The following is an 18,775-nucleotide window of genomic DNA, read 5'->3' on the forward strand; positions in this document are numbered from 1 at the left end:
CCTACAGCGGGCGCACCACCCGGGCGGGTGAGCCAACGGCCAGCACACGCGGCGGCAGGTCGCGGGTGACGACCGAACCGGCACCCACGACTGTGTCGGCGCCGATCGTGACGCCGGGGCACACGATGACGCCGCCGCCGAGCCACACGTTGTCAGCGATCGTGATCGGCTCGGCCGCCTCCCACTTGTCTCTCCGGGGCCCCGGCTCGAGCGGGTGAGTGGCCGTCAACAGTTGCACGTTGGGTCCGATCTGGACGTCGTCGCCGATGCTGATCCGCGCGACATCGAGCAGGATGAGCCCCCAGTTCGCGAAAGTGCGTGCACCGATGGTCGTTTGGTAGCCGTAGTCGCACTGCAGCGGCGGCCGGATCTCACTGCCGTCCCCGAAAGCGCCGAGGAGTTCTCGGAGTAGACGGTTGCGTTCCTCGAGCTCGGTGGGATCGAGCGCGTTGATCCGGTGGGTGAGCCGCTGTGCGTGTTTGGACTCGCGGATCAATTCGGGATCATCGGCGAGGTACAGGTCACCAGCGAGCATGCGGTCGCGCATCGAACGAGCCATGACTCCACGTTAGGTGCGCCCGGCCGGGTGAACCTTTTTGATAGCTGATTCGTTCAATTGATATGAGCATCATCGACTTCCGCCGCCGGCGCCCCGCCGCGCCGACCTTCGTGGTGGTCGACCGTCTGCACGGCCGGCGTGCCGAAGAGGTGCCCGGGGAACAGATCGCCGCCACCGTGTCGTCGTGGCTGGCCGAACTGGGGGTGGAGAGCCCGCTCATCGATGCACTGGAGTCGGCCGCCCAGAATCAGGACTGGCCGACCGTCTACGCCCTCGGGGAGCGGCTGTCGGTCGACGTCATGGTCGCGTAGCCGAAACCCGCACGCGGTCGTCCGACGTCGCGCACAGTGGGTGCATGACAAAGTTGCGCGTTGGGAATGCCTGTGCCGCACTCGGCTTGGCCCTGTTGTCGGCGCCCGTCGCAGCGGCGACGCCGCCGGAGGGTGACGTCGTGCGGACCGATCTCGCGCGTGGCGACACCACGGCTCCGGTGGACATCGATACCGGTGGCGCGCCGTCGACCCTCATCATTCAGGGACTGAAGCTGGCGCCGGGCGCCAGCAGCGGCTGGCACACGCACCCCGGCACCGAGTATTCGGTGATCAACACCGGTGGGGTCGTGTTGCAGACCGCGGGTGACTGTGCGGGAACCGAGTTCGCCAGTGGCCAAGCGGTTTTCATTCCCGCTGGGGTACCGCACCGGGTTGCCAACGAGAACACCGGTGCCGCCGACGTCGTCGTCACCTATACGGTGCCCGTCGATGTCCCGCTGCGGGTCGATGCCCCCGACGCCTGCGCCGGGTGAGGTCAGCCCAGCGCCAGCTTGGTCGGCGCGCCGTCCATGCTCGACAGGTTCTTCTGCTGCCAGTAGTCGGCGACGCCCTCCGGCCCCTTCTTCTCGGCCCAGGTGTCGAGCAGGACGCGCTCGGACTCGACCGACATGAGCGGCACGCCGAAACCGCATGAGGTCTGGACGATGTCCACGCTCAGGTTGTAGATCTGACGGGCACTGATGTGCGGCGGGAACTGGCTGTAGAGCTCGTCCCAGTCCGCGTCGCCGGGCGCGACCTCACGGGCGGTGCCATACAGCCGCAGGATCATCGGCTCACGCTCGAACGAGCAGAACATCAACGTCATCCGCGGGTTGTCGAGCAGGTGCGCCGAGGTCTCGTTGCCGCTGCCGGTCAGGTTCAGCCAGGCCACCCGATGTGGCCCGAGGACGCGAAGCGAGTCCAAGCCCTTCGGCGACAGGTTGACCCGGCCGTCGCGCGCTGCGGTCGCCACGAAGTAGATGCTCTGCGCGGCGATGAACGTGCGGAACCGGTCGTTGATCTCCGGGAACTGCTTGGCCATGTGGGCATGCTTGCACGCGGGAGAGGCCGGGGGCGAGCGAGTTTCAGATGCCGGGATGGGTCGCCCGGCCGCGCGGCTACGGAGCTGTGTGGGCGGCTGTGTCGTGATGCAGCTGGACTGCGGGCGCGACCCAACGACGGAGGAACGCGCGTAACTCCTTGCCGTGTCGGTCAGGTCCGCCGGGATCCAGGATGAACGACTGCAGTGTGCGCAGCATGAACTCGACGAGCTCATCGAGTTGCCGGCCGCTGAAACCGGCTGCGGGCCAATCGACTTGGAAACGTTCGAGGATGGAGCGGCCGAATGTAATCGCCGTCTCGGAGGTGACGCCCGCGGCGAACGCACTTGCCCTGCCGGGATGCATGACCAGGCTCAGGTAGCGGTCGTTGGGGAGCTGTTCCAAGGTGTAGGCGATGCCTTCGATCACGGCGTCGGTGGGGTCGGTGATCGACTGCAGGTCGTCGGCCAAGCGGTCCAGGAATCCTTCGACTGCCGACAAGGCGGTGCCCGCCATCAGTGCGTCGAGCGTCGGGAAATACCGATACACGGTCTGCCGGGTGACCCCGAGTTCACTGGCCACATCGGACACGCTCACCGAACCGCGCGCGTCGATCGATGAACGCGCCGCGCTGACAATGCGGCGAACCGCCTCCTCGTCGTCGACGGGGATGTCACCAGACCAGCCGTGCCTGCGCATCACCGCATACTCCCATCCCGCTGCGATTCGGAGGGTGCCACCAACTCTTGACCATACATATGGCATCTGATGTATGGTCCGAATATTCCCGAACGTGAAATGAGGTCAGCCATGACGGCGATCGCCGAAGGACCGGTCAGCAATCAGGACGAGGAACTGACCAGGCGCGCCTTGCGTCACGCCCTCGACAAGACGACGGACATGGCCGACCGCGAACTGCGGGTACCGCTGCACTACTACCGCGATCCGAAGATCACCGAGATCGAGGAGTCGCAGGTGCTACGCCGCGTTCCGCTGGCGATCGTGCCGTCGGCCCAGATTCCCAACGTCAACGACTATGTCGTGCGCTCGGTGCTGGGCGATTCGCTACTGGTGACCCGCGACCGTGACGGCATCAGTCACGTGTTGCTCAACTACTGCCGGCACCGTGGCGCGAAGCCGGCCTGCGGGGCCGGTAACGCCGCCCGGTTCACGTGCCCGTACCACGCGTGGAGCTACAAGAACACCGGCGAACTGTTCACCGTTCCCGGCAAGGCGGGATTCGATTCGATGAACAAGGCCGACTACGGACTGGTCGAGCTGCCGAGTCAGGAACGACACGGCTTCATCTGGGCCGTGCTGACTGCCGGCGCCGACATCGACGTCGATGGCCATCTCGGGGCGATCGGGCCGGAACTCGAGCTGATGAACTACGCCTCGTACGGCTATCACACGGAGAAAGAGTTTCAGTCCCAGGTGTCGTGGAAGGGTGCCCTGGAAGCGTTCGCCGAGGGGTATCACTTCCCATTTGTCCACGGCGAGAGCGTGATCGGGCAGAACACCCTGTCCAACACCGGGGTTTACGACGAGTATGGCAAGCACCACCGCATCGGCTTCCCCTTCAACTGGGTCGCCAATCTCGCCGACGACCCGACGGGGTCGTGGGACCCGCACCAGAACATGGGCGTCATCTACTGGATCTATCCCAACCTCATCCTGGCGAACAGCCCGATCGGGGTGGAGATCATCGACATCCTGCCGGCCGGCGAACCGACCCGATGCTCGGTGCGGCACAGCTGGATGGGACGGGTGCCGGCCACCGACGACGCGATGCGTGCGGTCTATGACCAGGTGTACGACAACGTCCACGCCGCAGTTGTCGACGAGGACTTCGCCATGTTGCCTCAGTGCGGCGAAGGTGTCAGGCGCGGCCAGCACGACCACATGATCATCGGCCGCAACGAGATTGGTGTGCAGCACATGATCAGGGTGTTCGCCGATGAGCTCGGTGTGGCGCTCGGATAAGTACGCGCAATCCGCCGTCCTGCGCGCTTTCGAGCGCTAGATTCGGTGCCAAATCCGGACCGAAGAAGGTGCCCATGCCGAACTCTCGCGGCCTGCTGCTCAACCCGAACGACTTCGACCCTCAGAAATTCGACCCCGAGACGCGGCGTCAGCTGCGGGCGCTGATCGAGTGGTTCGAGGATCGCGGCAAAGTGCGCTTGCTGCGCGACGACCTGGACGCGACGTGGGTCGCCGACTTCCTCGAATTCATCAAGCGGGAGCGCGTTTTCGCGACGTTCCTGACACCGTCCGAGTTCGCCGATGGTGAGCCGAACAAGCGCTGGGACACCTCACGCAATGCCGTGCTGAGCGAGATTCTCGGGTTCTACGGGCTTGCGTACTGGTACGCCGAACAGGTCACCATCCTCGGCCTCGGCCCCATCTGGCAGAGCGACAACATCAAGGCGAAGGAGCGGGCCGCCGCCCAACTCGAGGCGGGCGGCGTCATGGCGTTCGCCCTGTCCGAGCGTGAGCACGGCGCCGACATCTACAACACCGACATGCTGCTGACGCCGACCACCGACGAGGGTGTGGTGTTCCGGGCGTCGGGGGAGAAGTACTACATCGGCAACGGCAACGTGGCGGGCATGGTGTCGGTGTTCTCGCGCCGCACCGACGTCGACGGACCCGAGGGCTACGTGTGGTTCGTCGCGGACAGCGGACATGAGAACTACGAACTGGTCGACAACGTCGTGCACGGCCAGATGTTCGTCAGCACTTTCCGGCTCAACGACTATCCCGTGCACGAGGAGGACATTCTCTGTACCGGGCCGGAGGCGTTCTCGGCGGCGCTCAACACCGTCAACGTCGGCAAGTTCAACCTGTGCAGTGGCTCGATCGGGATGTGCGAGCACGCGTTCTACGAGGCAATCACGCACGCCAACAACCGGATTCTCTACGGCAACCCGGTCACCGATTTCCCGCACGTGCGTGCGTCATTCGTCGACGTCTATGCCCGGTTGATCGCGATGAAGCTGTTCAGCGACCGCGCCATCGACTACTTCCGCAGCGCCGGTCTCGACGACCGTCGCTACCTCCTGTTCAACCCCGTCACCAAGTCCAAGGTCACCTCCGAGGGTGAGCGGGTCATCACCCTGCTGTGGGATGTGCTGGCCGCCAAGGGATTCGAGAAGAATACCTACTTCAACGAGGTCAACCGCCTCATCGGTGCGCTGCCCCGGCTCGAGGGCACGGTGCACGTGAACGTCGCGCAGATTCTGAAGTTCATGCCGAACTACATGTTCAACCCGGCGAGCTACCCGGAGATCGGCACCCGCGACGACGCGGCCGACGACGTGTTCTTCTGGGCGCAGGGACCGGCGCGCGGCGCCTCCAAGGTGCAGTTCGCGGACTGGGCGCCGGTGTACGAGCGGAACCTCGCGGTGCCGAACGTGGCCCGCTTCTACGAGCAGGTGCAGGCCTTCAAGGACCTGCTGCTGACCGCGGCACCCGACGCCGACCAGCAGCGCGACCTCGACTTCGTTCTGGTCGTCGGGCATCTGTTGACGCTCGTCGTCTACGGGCAGTTGATCCTGGAACAGGCCGAGCTAACCGGGCTCGACCACGACCTGCTGGATCAGATCTTCGACTTCCAGATCCGTGACTTCTCGTCGTATGCCGTTGCGCTGCACGGCAAGCCGAGTTCCACGATGGCGCAACAGGAGTGGGCCTTGGCGGCGATCCGCAAACCGATTGCCGATGTGGCTCGTTTCGACCGGGTCTGGGAACAGGTGGCGGCGTACGACGGTGCTTACGAGATGCGGCCCTAGAGGGGACGGAAGACCGGCAGCGCGCGGTACCGCACGGTGAAGCTGGCCTCGCTCAGCGCTTCTCCCACCTCGCCGTCGTAGGCGACGGTGGTGGGTCCGTCGACCGCGACGAACCGGAACTCCGGCACCTGCAGTTCGTGATACAGCGGACTGCGTTCCAGCCGGCCCAACAGGACCGCCGTCGCGATGCGCAGCCGGCTGAACCGGCGCCCGGTTTCCAGGATTCGGACGTCGATCAGGCCGTCGTCGAGGCGCGGCCGCACCGACGGGGCGAAGCCGGACGGGAAGTACGTCGAGTTGCCCAGGAAGAACAGTTCGGTCTCAAGTGTCTTGTCGTCGTACCTGATTCGTACCGGGGCTTCCTTGCGCAGCGTCAGGTACAGCGCGTACATGCCGGCCAAGCGTTTACCCATCCGCCGTTCGAGCTTCTCGCGCGTGCGCACGTAGTTCGGGTAGGCGCCGATGCTGGCGGTGTTGATCACCATGCGTTTCTCGTTGAGGCACACCAGGTCCACGTAGGCCGCGGAGCCTTTGGCGATCGCGTCCACGGTGCGGGCCACCGAATCGCAACCGATGTCCTTGGCGAAGTGGTTGAACGTGCCGCCCGGGAACACTGCCAGCGGCACGCCGGCCTCGACGGCGATGCCCGCCGCGCATGCCACCGTCCCGTCGCCGCCACCGACCGCGAGCACCTCGGTGCGTGCGGCCGTCTCCCGCAACACCTTCTCGATGTCGTCGTCTTTTTGGAGCTCCACGATTTCCATGCGCGGTAAGGCTTTTCGGGCTTCGTCGATGACCCGCTTGCCCGTCCCGTCGCCGGACGCCGGGTTGATCACCAGCGCGACGCCTTCGCCCTGTGGCCTGGGCTCGGTGCGGAACCGCAATGGCTCCGACGTCGGTAGCGTGGTGGCCGGGATGGTCGGGACGATGCGGGCGCCCAGGACGGCGATTGCGGCGCCGATGCCGAAGCCGGCGAACACGTCACCGGGGTAGTGCGCGCCGGTAGCCACCCGCGACAGCCCGACCAGGCCGGCGAGCAGTGCCAGCGGCAGACCGACGGCTGGCGACTCCAGGCCGACGCCCACTGCGAACGCCGCGGCGCTCGCGGAGTGCCCTGATGGCAGCGAATTGGAGGTGGGCACACGCTTGCTCCGCCGGACCAGCGGGATGAGGGTGCGGTCCGGGCGCGGCCGGACCCAGATTCGTTTGGCCAGCTGGTTGGTCACCAGGCTGGTCACCGCAAGGCTGACGACGCCGCGTGCGGCGCCGCGCCTGACCGACTGGCTGCCGACCGCGCTCATACCGGCCGCGATGGCGAACCACAGCTTGGAATGGTCGGCGGCCCTGGTCAGGCGGGGCATCGTGGCGTCCAGGAGTGGGCTCGGCGACTCGGCTACTGCTTCGAAGACCTCACGGTCCAAGCTGCCCAGGCCCTTGCCGATCGCGCGTACATCCATGAGGCCCAAAGTATCCGTTGTGACGGAGATTCAACCTTCGTGGAGCCGATGACGGGAATCGAACCTAAGTCCCGCGAGGGCATCCGGTTAGGCTGGGTGGCATCCGACACGTATTGGCGGGACGGTGTTTAGGTGGTGATGCGGTCGGGCGGCGTCGTACTGGACTGCCGAGCGCCTTGGGGCATTCAGGTGCGCTCCGCGACTGCAATAGTGTTTTTTAGAGCGCTAGCTGGGGGTTTTAGTAGTGGACGAATCCGAATTCGAGGCAAGTGAGTTCAGGATCGCATACAACGACTGGGCGGCCTACATGCGACAAGTGCTTCAATATAATGCCAATGTCCGGTCACTAATTAGAACGTATCTACCTCCAGTCGCCGGTGTGCAGCGCATCCTTGGGCGGACTCCTCTGAAATCCCATGCGCGAGTGGTCCGAGTTGGTCGGAGTGTCTCCGCGGGTAAAACTGAACTCGCGAGCGGGTTCAGTTTCACGCATGCAGTAACGCTGATGGCTGTTTGGGGCGCCTTCGAGGCCTTCGTAGCGGACGGCTGCAAGGCGCAGCTGTTGCTGCACCCGGAGCTAGTGGAGACGAAACCATTTGAAAGCGCAAGGGTCCCCGCGTCGTTGCTGTTTAAGGACCGTAGGGACCGCGTTGCGGCCCTCTATGATCATGCTGTTGTCAGACTGCGTTCAGACGTCCGGCAGGGTGATAAGACTCCGTTGATCGGCATTGCGAAAATCGAAGCCCAACTCAAAATTGTGGGACTGGGTAATCGTGGCCATGACATTAGCGATGAATTGGGCCAAGCTATTCTCCATGCGCAGCAGTCGCGGCACGTTTGGGCTCACAGAGCAGGCAAAGCAGACGAACAGTTCATCAAAAACTGCCCGATGATCACCACTGAAGTCGGAAAAATCATTCAGATCACGCAAGAGCAGAACGATTTGTATTGTTATGCGCTAATTGTTTATGGGCTGCTTATTAATAATCGATTTCGTGAGGCTCACGACCTCGCTCCTGAACCGTTTCCATGGGATCGTAACGTTCCATTCGCGGACCCATACGCCAATCTGTGGGGTGTGTCCGATTGATGCCCAGTCTGTGTCCGATTGATACCCAGTCTGTTGTCCTGAGGTTAGCGCGGCTTGGTGCTCTGTGGGCGCACGCGCCCTGTCGTCGGCGCGAGAGCGTGGTTTTCCGAATCCTGCTGTTCAAGCCCGGCCTGTATTCAGCGGGGCGCCTGGCATGACTTACTAGTGCAAATGCGAAGCTATGCCAATGAAACTGACGACAGCGAAAAAACTGATTCTGCTTGACGAGCAGATTCATGATGCACGTGGTGGAGAGCCTACTGACTTCAACGAGTGGAAGGCGAAGACGGGCGTGATTTTGCGACGCACGGTCGGGGAAGCCGACCCTCTGGTTGTGAAGTTCGAGAAGATCAAGTACACGCTCGGCTTCTGGACTGATCGGACCACGCAGGCGGAGTTCAACGCCGCCAAACGGCGAGGCGTTTTGCAAGGGGTCGCATTGCTAGAGGCCGCGAAGACACAACTTGAAGTCATCGACGACCTAGCGGAAGGTGAGCACGAGAGCGTGATCCGGCAGGACGATGCGGTCACGGACAAGTCAGAGATCTTTATCGTCCATGGCCGCGACGACGGAGCTAAAGCGATCGTTGCGAGGCTGATTGCCAACTTGGTCGGCAGAGAACCGATCATTCTGCATGAGCAGGCGAGCTCAGGCGCAACACTGATAGAGAAGTTGGAACGCTATGCCGCCGTCGCAGCATTCGCCGTTGTCATCGCCACGGGGGACGACGTGGGCCGCATTGCAGGAAATGACGATGCTGCCGAACAGCCGCGCGCACGCCAAAATGTGATCTTGGAACTGGGCTATTTCATCGCACTTCTTGGCCGTCAGAACGTGATTCTGCTGCTTGAGCCGGGCGTCGAGCGACCCTCTGACACCGACGGCATCGTCTACGCGCGACTTGATTCGAGCAAGGACTGGCAGGTTGAGCTTGCTAAGGAACTTGAGGGTGCAGGATTCGACGTCGACCGATCGGCCATCAAGTAACTGCGGTGGTGCAGTCGCGAGCGGCGACACAGCGTTCGTGAGGCTAGACGGTGGAGCCGATGACGGGAATCGAACCCGCGTATTCAGCTTGCGGTCGCGCTGTCCGCTGGTGTCGTAGCGTGTCCGCTGATGTTTTGTGCCACAACCGATTACGCCATTTCGTGACACCAGCGGACACCACGCGACACCAGCGGACACTCTGGCGATTATGCGGGGAAAATACGGAGCGCCCGCTAACCCGTGGGGGTAGACCAGGCCGCCGGCGGGCATAGACGGGCGCAGAGGTGTCATACCCCAGCGGTAGCGTCGCGGTGATGCACGCACACATCGCACATCGGGGAGCGTGGCTCCCATGGGAGTCCATGTACGACGACGACGCGGGGCACCGCCTCGCAACCTGGATCGACGACAACGTCGGGGACGACGAATACCGGAAACGCGAGATCTTCACGCCGCTCAAGAGCAACGAGACCAGCTCGCCCAAGGTGCTGGCCGCGATGGCCCGCAATGCGCCGAACGTCGCTAGCCGAAGTCCTGGGCCGCGCCGAAACGGCCTTGTGGTCGCTGCGTGGCCCCGTGAGCCCCAGCTTCAGGACTGCGTGAGCCGAGCCAAGGACAACACACTCATCGTGTTCCAGTGGGGCGATCACCTCTCTTTCGAGGGCTGGGCGACCGCGGTCCAGGCGTTCAACGCGGGCACCGGCGAGCCCACCCCGCCTCTCGACGAAGAGCTGGACGAGGAATTTCGGTTTCTGCTGATGAGCTCCCGGGAGCTGTCCTCGGGCGCACAGCGCGGCCGCGAGCGGCATATCCCCCAGGCCTCGATGGCTGTGTTCAAATCTGCCGGCCTGGACGAGGACTTCGTGGTGACGTACTGCATCGCGCTGGGCTACCTCGGGGACACGAAGAACATCCGGGATCACTACCGCGCCGCGAAAGGCTAGGCGCGGCCGTGGCCCAGGATCTGCGGTTCACGTGCCGGTCCGGGGCTTCGACCAGTGATCGAACAAGACTCGCGGCCCTTCGAGTCGATGCGGTTGTCTGAAGCCCATCGCGGCGACGCTGGAGCAGGAAAGCTCGCCGCAGGTAGCGGCCGATTTCTCGCTCATTCGCCGAATGGGATCGATAGTTTGCTGACGATCGTCGGATCGCGTTGATTTTTGTTCGATTTTTCAGGGGGAGAGGACCCTTGCCGCGGCGAGGGGCCGCCTGGGGCTGGCCGCAGAGTCTTGACCCGCCCCCCGCCTCGGGCCGGGCGCCGGAGCCCCCGCACGGGGGGCCGGTGTGGGGGCGGGAGGGCCACCAGCTCGCCGGGCTCGGCTCATGTGGACCATGGCCAGCCACGAGACGCTGAGGGGCAACCAGCGGGCAGTGTGGGCGTCGGCCCAGCCGCCGCGCCCGCGCCAGGTGTTCGAATGCCGCAGGTCAGCAGGTGTTTGCTGACTCGGCTGACTGGTTGGGATCAGCTAACGCGGGTCTGTCGGGCGCGGACCCCCGACGTTACGCAGACGGCTCGCCGTTGTTGGACGAAGGTGCGTCGCGAAGGTGATCTGGGTTGACGGCCACAACGTCGATGACCTCGTCGGCGGTGATCGGGTTGGCAGCGTAGTCGGCAGCCAGCTCGGCGTAGTCCGCGTCGGTCAGGCGGCGCTTGGTCATGAGTCCGATGGTAGGCGCGGTCGGTTTCATTCGAACGCACTCCGCGAGCGTGCACGCCATGGCATGCTTCCCAGCAAATAGTCACGCACGTCAGCGAAGAGGATGCAGGTGGCAGACAATACGGCCGTCGACGATGACACCGCCAAAGCGCCCAAGACCCGGCGGGTCCGGGCCAAGTCCGCATCGAACGGAAGGGTCGATGGCCATGCGTCCGGTGCTGTCCCGGCCGGCGCAGACGGTCCCAAGGCCCAGCGGACTGTCCTGTTGGCATTTCTCCAGCACGGTGATGGCCCAACTGCCTCGATCGGTCGCCATACGGTTGAGCAGGTGCGCAAGGCGCTCGACGGGGTCGACCCGGCTGACCGTGAACACACCACCCTCGATGTCTGGTTGGAATCCGGCGGTGGAGATGCTCACTCGGCGTACAAGATTGGCCTGATTTTCCGCAGTGTCGCGTCTTACATCCGCGTCGTGGTGCCGGACTATGCCAAATCTGCTGCAACCCTGCTGAGTTTGGTGGCTGACGAGATCTACATGGCTCCGGCGGCGGAACTCGGGCCGTTGGATGCCCAGGTGACCCATGAGCAGGAAGGCATCACGGTTTCGGCATTAGATCGTGCCCGGAGCCTGGACGATTTGACCGAGACCGCGATGGATATCGTGCTCCGCGGCGGGGGGATGGTTCTTCAATACACACGGCTGAGTCGTGCGGAGGCGATCACCGCCATGCTGGACTTTTCGGCGAAATTCATGGAGCCGATCGTGGCGAAGATCGATCCGACGATGCTCCACTGGTCCAATTCACTACTGCGTGTCGCGAAGGAGTATGGCAAGCGGCTGATGGAGACTCGGTCGAATTGCCCGCCGGGCTTGTCGTCTACGGTCCCCGCTCAGCTATTGGAGGAGTACCCGACCCACGGCTTCGTGGTGTCGCGCGCTGAAGCTGAGGGGTTGGGCCTTCCGGTTAAGCCAATCGAAGATTACGAACATCTCGCGATGGTGAATCATGCTTACCGGACTGCGGAACAGCATGCCATGAATCTCATTGGTGTCGTTCCCTTTCCTCCCGGTGACGGGCAGACTAGAGGCGAGGGTGAGGAGTTGACTGGTGATGAAGGCGATGAATGCCGCGGTGAACGTGGGGACGACTCGGAAGGCGGCAATGGTGAATAGCAACTGCGGCCCTGAGCGGACCGAGCGCCGGGATCGCATTCGCCGCATCATGACCGACCTGGGCGCACCCACTTCGGGGAAGCGTGACCAGGAGATTCGCGATATCTGGCGCGAGGCCGCCGACTCGGGGCGCTGAGCCAGTCAGACGCCAGCACGGCACTGACTCCGCGCGAAGCTCTGTACGGCGGCGGCTAATGCCTGGGGCTGGGAGTGGACGTAGGTCTGCATGGTGAAGGCCTTGGAGGCGTGTCCCAGCCATGCTGCGATGACGGCGATGGGTACGCCTTTGAGGTGCATCGCGGTGCCGCAGGTGTGTCTGGCGTCGTGCAGTCGGACGTGCCGGACGCCGGCGGCGTTGAGTAGCCGGGCCCACCGGGAGGTCAATGTGTGAGGGCTGAGGGCTTGCCCGGCTTCGTTGAGGACGACGAACCCGGACGCCTGGTAGTCAGGGCCCAGCGCGAGCTGCTGGGCGGTCTGGAGCGCCTTGGCTGTCTTGAGCGCGGCCACCAGATGGTCGGGCAGCGGAAGCTCGCGCCGGCTGGCGCGCGACTTCGGTGTGTCCTCGACGATGTGCTTACCGAACCGCAACCGTGTCTGAGCGACCGTGAGCGTGCCGCGCTGGAGGTCTACGTGCTCCCAACGCAGGCCGGCGATCTCGCCGCGCCGCATGCCGCACAGCGCCAACGTCCACGCGATCGCGTACTGGTCGCCCGTGAAGTACTTCTCGACGGTCTCGACCTCTTCTGGGGTCAGCGTGTCTGGCGGCTTCGGATCTCCCTCCGCTCGGTCGACCAGGGCGGCCACGTTGCGCACGACGTGGCCCTGCTTCTTCTCGCTCTCGAGGATCGAGTCGAGGAGTCCCAGTAGATAGTTGATCGACCGTGGCGACCAGGGTTTCCGCGTCCGGCCGGTGGGGGAGGACAGGCCCCCGGCCCGCAGCGCGGTCACGAGGTCATCGAGGTGCCGCTTGGTGAGCTTCTGCACCAAGATGGCGCCGAGCTCCGCTCGCACCACAGTCAGCTTCTCCTCGTAGCCGTTGACGGTCGATCGCTTCCGGTCAGCGGCGACCTTGCCGGCGATGTAGTCGTCGCACGCATGGTTGATCGTCCGTTTGTTGGCGTGAACGTACATGCCTCTGACGACGTCACCGCGAATCAAGTCGAGGGCGTCGCGGGCTTCGCGCTCGGTCTTATATCGCTTGCGGAACCGGAGCCGCTTCGGGCCGTTCCATCCGACGTCGACGGTGAGTTGGTAGCGAACAACGGGCCGTCCGCCGGCCCGGGCGGCCAGTTCGACTCGCTTGATCTGTGGCGGCAGTTGGCGCCGAGGCTCAGCTACGGTCCGGCTCATCGCGGCAATCCTGTCTGTCGGGTGGCTATGCGGTCGGGCTGCGAGGGCATCCCGGCAGGCGCCTGCATCGTGACCGGCCCGTAGATCGCGACGCCCGTGTTGGTCGTGTTGTTGCTATTCGAGTTGTTCGTCGTGTTGGTGTTGGTGGTGCCGCCACCGTTGGTGGCGTTGGGCAGCCAGTCCGACGCCTGCGGCAGCACGGAATCGAGAAGCCCCGTGGCCAGGTTGCCGAAGCCGCCGTCGCCGACGCCACCGATTTCGGACGGGCCCGGCAAGCCACCAGTTCCGATGTGCTGAGTACGGCTCGGGTCGTCCCCGGGCCGGCGCACCATCCGCCGGTTGCCTTCTTCGTCGGTGCCAACGTTCTTCGCGAGGCCTCCGAGATAGTTCGCGCCGCCCGTGCCGAGCTTCCAGATCCCCCACTGCGTCGGGTCGGAGAACACCGAGCCGTCGAAGCCGAGCACCTCCATGGCCCCGGACAGCAGGTCCTTGCCGAACGACTTGCCGTCCGGGCCGCCGTCGCCGGTACCGTCGCCCCGGCCGGTGCCGCGGGATCCGCGCTTGGCGGACTTCTCGTTGACCTCTTCCTGCTTGGATGCCTGGTCGTCCAGGGCGTCCTGGTGTTCGCGCTCGGCCTTGTTCAGCCGCTCCTGCGCCGCGGCCTGTGCCGACGGCTTCGCCTTGGGGTTGGCGTTGACCTCGTCCAGGTGCTGCTTGGCGATCTCGACTGCCTTGGCGGTGTCGTCGACCTTCTGCGCGGCGTTGCGCAGCGCTCGCTGCTCGGCGCGGGTCGGGCCACCGCCGGAGCCGCCGTAGCCGCCTCCCCCACCGCCGTAACTCCCGCCGCCGAAGCCGCCACCGCCAGAACCGCCGGAACCCTCCGGGTACAGGGCTTCCTCGGGCAGGTACATGTGCTGGTCGAACTGCGGGTCCGATGCGCCTGCCGCGCCTGCACCGAGGGTGAAAACACCGTTCTTGCCGCCAGATTCGACGTTGCGGCCGTCGGGCAGGGTCGCGGCCATGTGGCCGTCGTTCGGGTTCGGTCCATGGTCGTACCAGCCGATCCGGAACGACCCGGCTGGCCCGTTGCCCATCTTGAAGCCGCGCGCGGCCAGCCATGTGGCGGCCGTCTTCGTCGTCATCAAACTGCCGTCGCCGCCTCCGAGCGCCGCGTTCACGAGCTGGGCGATGCTGCCGGAGCAGTCGTTGCGCGCGCCCTGGCTGTAGGGGGTACCGACCATCCCCTCGGCGGCGTCCTCCAGTGCGAAAGCACCGCCTTCGGCGTAGCCCTTCAACCCGGACAGGTCGCGCAGCAACGGGATCGGGGGCACGTAGCCGTTGTTCATCGCGTTGATCAGCGGCCAGTTCTTCGCCGTCGACGCCGCGGTGTTCACGGACTCCTTGTTGGATACCTTGACGAAGCCACCACCCATCACCTGCGCGAGGATCGAATCGCTTGTGCCACTGCCAGGCCCGCTGATCCGGCCCGACGGGTCGATCCGGCCGCCGGTCGCGCGGCCGCCGACCGTCTGGCCGGGCGTGACCGGCGCCTGCGGCATCGCACCCGGGTTCTGGCCCGACTGCAGGCGCTGGACCCACGCCTTGAGCGCGGCGTCGTAGTTCTGCACCTGCAACTCGATCGGTACCTGGACCGGCGTGCCCTCAACCTTCTTCACGTACGCCTTCCAGCGCTCCACGGCGGCGTCGTCGTTCGCGGTGACGACGATCTCGCCGTTGGGCAGGTGCTCGACGGTGTTGCCGATGTCCTTCATCTGCTGCATGAACGCAGCCTTCTTTTCGTCGGGAACGCTCACCACGATCTGCTTGTCCGACGGCACCGCGACGACCGCGGCGCCGAGCGCCTTGAAGGCCTCCACGCCGCGCGCCGAGGCCTCCCACACGCCGTTGAGCGAGCGGTTTTCCTGCGCCCAGCCTTCTGCTGCGCGCGTCGCGGTGAGCGCCTGTTGGTTCATCTGCTGGTTCATCGTGGCCGCCGACTCCGCGGCGTCGGGCAGCTTCGCCATCAACTGGTCGAGGTCACGCAGCACCGGCTCGTAGGTGCGCTCGACCTTTCCGCCAGGGTGCTCCCGTTCGAGCGCTGCCTGCTGGGCGTCGTTGTACGCCTTCAGTTTCTGGGTGACGATGTCCCAGTTGAAGCCCTCCTTGGACAGCGCCTTGGACAGCTCCTCGGTGCTGATCCCGGCGGCCTGTGCGGTGTCGAGCATCTTCTGCACATCGCCGTTGCCCTTGCCGGCAGCCGTGAGGTTGTCCGTGAGCGTCTTGTTCAGCAGCGCCCGCGCCGAGTCGCTGCCGGTCGCGGCGCCGAGGACCGTCCCGGCGGGCAGCTTGAACGACTGTTCGCGGTCCAGCGCCGACGGAGCGCCGTCCTTGCGCTCGCCGAGCGCGGTGTTGATGTCGTGGCGGGTCCGTTCGGTGAGGCGGCCGGCGGCCAGCGTGTCCTTCAGAGCATTCTCCGCGGCCTGCTGTTCGCCGGCCTTCCGCGCCGCGTCGGCGTGGGCCGCTGCGAGTCCACCGAGCAGTGCGGTCGCGCCCATGATCGCGATGCCCCACGGGCCGCCGAGTGCCGACATCAGCCCGCCGGCAGCCATGGACAGGCCCGATCCGGCTGCCCGAGCGGCGCCCATCACCGTGCTCATGCCTCTGATCGACGTCACCGCGTTCGACCCGGCCTGCTGAATCCGTTGCAGCGGGCCAACATTCTGGACCAGCTGGGTGCGCAGGAAGGTGTTGTTTTGCGCGAACGTCTTGGCCTGCTGTGCCCCCTCCAGGTAGGCCGCGCGCATGCGTCCCACCGGGCCGAGAGTGCCCTCGGTGGCGCGCGTCAGCAGACCTTGCTGCGTGACCAGGCCCGTCGTCCGGTCCTTGACGTCGTTGAGCGGCGTGCGCAGCTCCGACCACACTCCCTTGGCCCGGGTGACGGTGCTGTTGACCGAATTAAGCACGGGGGGAAGCAGTTTCGTCTTTGCGATGAACATCGCGAATGCCGCCATGAGGCCTGTCGACAGCCATTGGTTGCTGCCGAACAGGTCGGCGATGATGCGCAGCGGCGGCTCGACGGCCTTGATCGCCATGCCGAGCGCCTGCCAGCCAACGACCGCGACACCACCAGCACCGGTAGCGAGCGCCTTGATCGCCTTGCCGAGGGTGGGCGCGAGATCTTTTGCGGCACCGGAGATATCGCGCCAGACGTCAGCGACTACGGCCAATCCGCCTGTGGCGGTGCCCTTCTTCAGGCTGGTGAAAGAGTCGCCGATGCCCTGGATCACCGTCAGCAGCTTGTCGCCGCCGGACTGCAACGCAGGCTTGAGCAGGTCGTAGAAGGCCAGCTTGGCGCCGTCGGTGGCGTTGGAGATCTTCTCCATGACGCCGGGGACGCCCTGCATGTTGGCGGCGGCCATCGCCGCCGCATTTCCTTCCTTGGTGACTGCCGCCGTCATCTTGTCGAGTGTCTGGATGCCCTGGCTGCCGGCGATCATCGCGCCGCGGATCGCGTCGGTGCCGAACACCGTTGCGACGTTCTCCTGGAAATCGTCGGGGCGCATACGGCTCGACGCCTCGCCGATCTGCCGGAACAGCTCGCGCATACCGACGAACTCGCCCTTGGTATTCCGGATGTTCAAGCCCAGCGCGTCCATGGCCTTGCCGGCCTGGTCCGACGGCGCCGCCAGGTGGGTGAGCATCGTCTTCAGCGACGTGCCGGCATCGGAGCCGCGGATGCCTGCGTTGGCGAACAGCCCCAGGGTGGCGACGGTGTCGTCCATGGAGATGCCGAAGCCGTGCGCCACAGTGGCGGCCTGCTGCAGGCCCAGCATGAAGTCAGGGACCTCACCGGCTGCCGCGTTGGCCACACCTGCGAGGGCGTCCGCGACGTGGTTCGCGTCCTCGGCCTTGAGTTGGTAGGCGTTGATGATGTTGCCCTGCGCCTCCGCGGCGGTGGCGGCGTCGATCGACGCGGCTGCGGCGAGCCGCAGGGTGCCGGGGGCCGCGCCCATCGCCTGATTCATGTTCAGGCCGGACTTGGCGAGCTCGAGCATCGCTGCTGCGGCGTCCGCTGCGGAGGCACCGACGATGGTGGTGTCGGCGCCGAGCTGCTGAGCCTTCTCCGACGCCTTGGCCATCATCTGGGCGCTCGCCCCGGTGACGCCTTGCAGCCGGTTCAAGTTCGACTCCATGTCGACGCCGGCCTTGACCGACTGTTTGATGGTCGAGAAGAGACCCGCGCCGCCGACCAACGCCATCGCCGGGCCGATCATCTTCTTGAATCCGGCGGCGAACCGGGTGGCCGACTCGGTGCCGGCCCGTTCGGCCTGCTGCCCGGCGGCCGAGAAGTTGTACCCCAGAGGCGTTCTCGCGCCAGACCGGCTCGCGGCAGCCTGCGCGGCATTGGCCTCACGTTGCGCTGAAGCCTGGGCCTTCTGCGCCTGGGTGAGCCCCTTGGTCGCGCGGGTCAGGCCGTCAGCGGTCAGCTCCTGCGTGCGCTGCGCCCGCGCCACCGACTCCGCGGCGGTGGCCCGCTGCAGTTCCGTCGCCTTCGCATTGCTCGAGACCTGCTGGTAGCGCTTCTGGGCGAGCTCGAGGCGGCCGAGAGCGTCGGCGTCGGCCTTGCGGGCCTTCTGCACAGAGATCGTCTGGCGCTCGACCTTGCGGAGTGACTCAACGACTTTCGCGCCGTGGGTGTCGATCGACTTGGCCATCGCGGAGCCCATGACTTGGGTTTGTCGGTTGAACCGGGAGGCGGCTTCCTTGCCGATCTTCTCCACGCCCGCGGCGATACGAGACGCCTCCGGCATGAGCGGCACCCAAACCTGGGCCAGCTCAACGGCATTGCTCATATCTTCGCCTTTCGCACGACGGTGGTTCGGGGAGCTGATTGGCCATCAGTGGGCACTATGTCCAATCAGCTCCCCGAACCGAGACCTTTGGCTGGTGCCGGGTAAGCGGCCGGAAACCCCGACATTTGCCAAAGGAGTGTTGGAGAGCGCGTCACCGTGGAGGAACAAGCGGTCGCGCACCCCAACTGGGCCCCCACCCAACCGGAAGGGCCCAAGATCAGAAGATTGGAGGGGTCAGACCGCCGATCTCGACGATCGAAGTCGGGTAGCGCTCAGCGGTGAACGCGGCGAAGCCGTAGACCTGCAGGGTCACGGTCAGACTCTTGCCTCCGATCTCCTTGAGCACTCGAGACTGGATGCCCGACTCGTACAGGAGGCTGTCCATGGACCGCTGGACGTAGACGACGTCTTCGTCGTTGCCGGCGCCGGAGCAATGATCAGAACCTGTGGATGAGCCTCGGCGAGGCGGCGTAGGAAAGGGCGCACCTTCCCGAGGATGATCTG

General features: G+C 65.2%; 16 protein-coding genes and 1 pseudogene. 9 read left to right on the forward strand and 8 right to left on the reverse strand.

Features of this window, described 5'->3' with window-relative positions:
* Window position 1: 1 nt before the first annotated feature.
* Window positions 2-559: a sugar O-acetyltransferase gene (locus tag ACJH7A_RS07515; RefSeq protein WP_406801679.1), complete on the reverse strand. Its 558-nt coding sequence runs from the start codon at window positions 557-559 to the stop codon at window positions 2-4.
* Window positions 560-621: 62 nt separating this feature from the next.
* Here ACJH7A_RS07515 and ACJH7A_RS07520 point away from each other — a divergent pair, with 62 nt between their 5' ends.
* Complete coding sequence (locus ACJH7A_RS07520; protein ID WP_406801680.1) at window positions 622-870, forward strand: hypothetical protein; 249 nt, start codon at window positions 622-624, stop codon at window positions 868-870.
* 44 nt (window positions 871-914) lie between these two features.
* Window positions 915-1,364, forward strand: a complete 450-nt coding sequence (locus ACJH7A_RS07525) for a cupin domain-containing protein (protein ID WP_406801681.1) — start codon at window positions 915-917, stop codon at window positions 1,362-1,364.
* 2 nt (window positions 1,365-1,366) lie between these two features.
* Here the strand turns inward: ACJH7A_RS07525 and ACJH7A_RS07530 are convergent, their stop codons facing one another.
* Window positions 1,367-1,912 carry a pyridoxamine 5'-phosphate oxidase family protein gene (locus ACJH7A_RS07530; RefSeq protein ID WP_406801682.1) on the reverse strand — a complete coding sequence of 182 codons (546 nt, stop codon included), beginning with the start codon at window positions 1,910-1,912 and terminating at the stop codon, window positions 1,367-1,369.
* 76 nt (window positions 1,913-1,988) lie between these two features.
* A complete protein-coding gene (locus tag ACJH7A_RS07535; RefSeq protein WP_406801701.1) occupies window positions 1,989-2,609 on the reverse strand; it encodes a TetR/AcrR family transcriptional regulator in 621 nt (206 codons plus the stop codon).
* A 111-nt stretch (window positions 2,610-2,720) separates the two neighbouring features.
* Between ACJH7A_RS07535 and ACJH7A_RS07540 the strand changes: the two genes are divergently transcribed.
* Window positions 2,721-3,893, forward strand: coding sequence for an SRPBCC family protein (locus ACJH7A_RS07540; RefSeq protein WP_406801683.1), 1,173 nt, complete (start codon window positions 2,721-2,723; stop codon window positions 3,891-3,893).
* Between the two features lie 74 nt (window positions 3,894-3,967).
* The gene (locus tag ACJH7A_RS07545; protein ID WP_406801684.1) at window positions 3,968-5,701 is read left to right on the forward strand and encodes an acyl-CoA dehydrogenase family protein; all 1,734 of its coding nucleotides are present in this window, start codon (window positions 3,968-3,970) and stop codon (window positions 5,699-5,701) included.
* Here the strand turns inward: ACJH7A_RS07545 and ACJH7A_RS07550 are convergent.
* Entirely contained in the window at window positions 5,698-7,158 is a 1,461-nt protein-coding gene (locus ACJH7A_RS07550) for a bifunctional phosphatase PAP2/diacylglycerol kinase family protein (RefSeq protein ID WP_406801685.1), read from the reverse strand. The two genes, ACJH7A_RS07545 and ACJH7A_RS07550, sit on opposite strands and share 4 nt — an antisense overlap.
* Before the next feature lie 244 nt (window positions 7,159-7,402).
* On the opposite strand from ACJH7A_RS07550, the gene ACJH7A_RS07555 reads away from it, so the two are divergent.
* The 3 genes from ACJH7A_RS07555 (at window position 7,403) to ACJH7A_RS07565 (ending at window position 10,180) form a co-directional block, all read left to right on the forward strand.
* Window positions 7,403-8,248 (forward strand): hypothetical protein, encoded by an 846-nt coding sequence (locus tag ACJH7A_RS07555; RefSeq protein ID WP_406801686.1) that lies wholly within the window; start codon window positions 7,403-7,405, stop codon window positions 8,246-8,248.
* A 187-nt stretch (window positions 8,249-8,435) separates the two neighbouring features.
* A complete protein-coding gene (locus tag ACJH7A_RS07560) occupies window positions 8,436-9,236 on the forward strand; it encodes a TIR domain-containing protein (RefSeq protein ID WP_406801687.1) in 801 nt (266 codons plus the stop codon).
* 314 nt (window positions 9,237-9,550) lie between these two features.
* A complete protein-coding gene (locus tag ACJH7A_RS07565; protein ID WP_406801688.1) occupies window positions 9,551-10,180 on the forward strand; it encodes a hypothetical protein in 630 nt (209 codons plus the stop codon).
* A 556-nt stretch (window positions 10,181-10,736) separates the two neighbouring features.
* Here ACJH7A_RS07565 and ACJH7A_RS07570 read toward each other — a convergent pair.
* Window positions 10,737-10,895, reverse strand: a complete 159-nt coding sequence (locus ACJH7A_RS07570) for a hypothetical protein (protein WP_406801689.1) — start codon at window positions 10,893-10,895, stop codon at window positions 10,737-10,739.
* Window positions 10,896-11,003: 108 nt separating this feature from the next.
* Here ACJH7A_RS07570 and ACJH7A_RS07575 point away from each other — a divergent pair, with 108 nt between their 5' ends.
* Both ACJH7A_RS07575 and ACJH7A_RS07580 read left to right on the forward strand, forming a co-directional pair.
* Window positions 11,004-12,068 carry an SDH family Clp fold serine proteinase gene (locus tag ACJH7A_RS07575; RefSeq protein WP_406801690.1) on the forward strand — a complete coding sequence of 355 codons (1,065 nt, stop codon included), beginning with the start codon at window positions 11,004-11,006 and terminating at the stop codon, window positions 12,066-12,068.
* A complete protein-coding gene (locus tag ACJH7A_RS07580; protein ID WP_406801691.1) occupies window positions 12,061-12,204 on the forward strand; it encodes a hypothetical protein in 144 nt (47 codons plus the stop codon). Before ACJH7A_RS07575 ends, ACJH7A_RS07580 begins: the two co-directional genes overlap by 8 nt.
* 5 nt (window positions 12,205-12,209) lie before the next feature.
* Here ACJH7A_RS07580 and xerC read toward each other — a convergent pair whose 3' ends face one another.
* The 3 genes and pseudogenes from xerC to ACJH7A_RS07595 form a co-directional block, all read right to left on the reverse strand.
* Window positions 12,210-13,418, reverse strand: coding sequence for a tyrosine recombinase XerC (gene xerC, locus ACJH7A_RS07585; protein ID WP_406801692.1), 1,209 nt, complete (start codon window positions 13,416-13,418; stop codon window positions 12,210-12,212).
* Window positions 13,415-18,271 (reverse strand): phage tail tape measure protein, encoded by a 4,857-nt coding sequence (locus ACJH7A_RS07590; RefSeq protein WP_406801693.1) that lies wholly within the window; start codon window positions 18,269-18,271, stop codon window positions 13,415-13,417. Before ACJH7A_RS07590 ends, xerC begins: the two co-directional genes overlap by 4 nt.
* 217 nt (window positions 18,272-18,488) lie before the next feature.
* A pseudogene (locus ACJH7A_RS07595) lies at window positions 18,489-18,775 on the reverse strand (hypothetical protein); the annotation flags it as partial.

The organism is Mycobacterium sp. SMC-17 (genome assembly GCF_045310915.1).
Taxonomy (GTDB): domain Bacteria; phylum Actinomycetota; class Actinomycetes; order Mycobacteriales; family Mycobacteriaceae; genus Mycobacterium.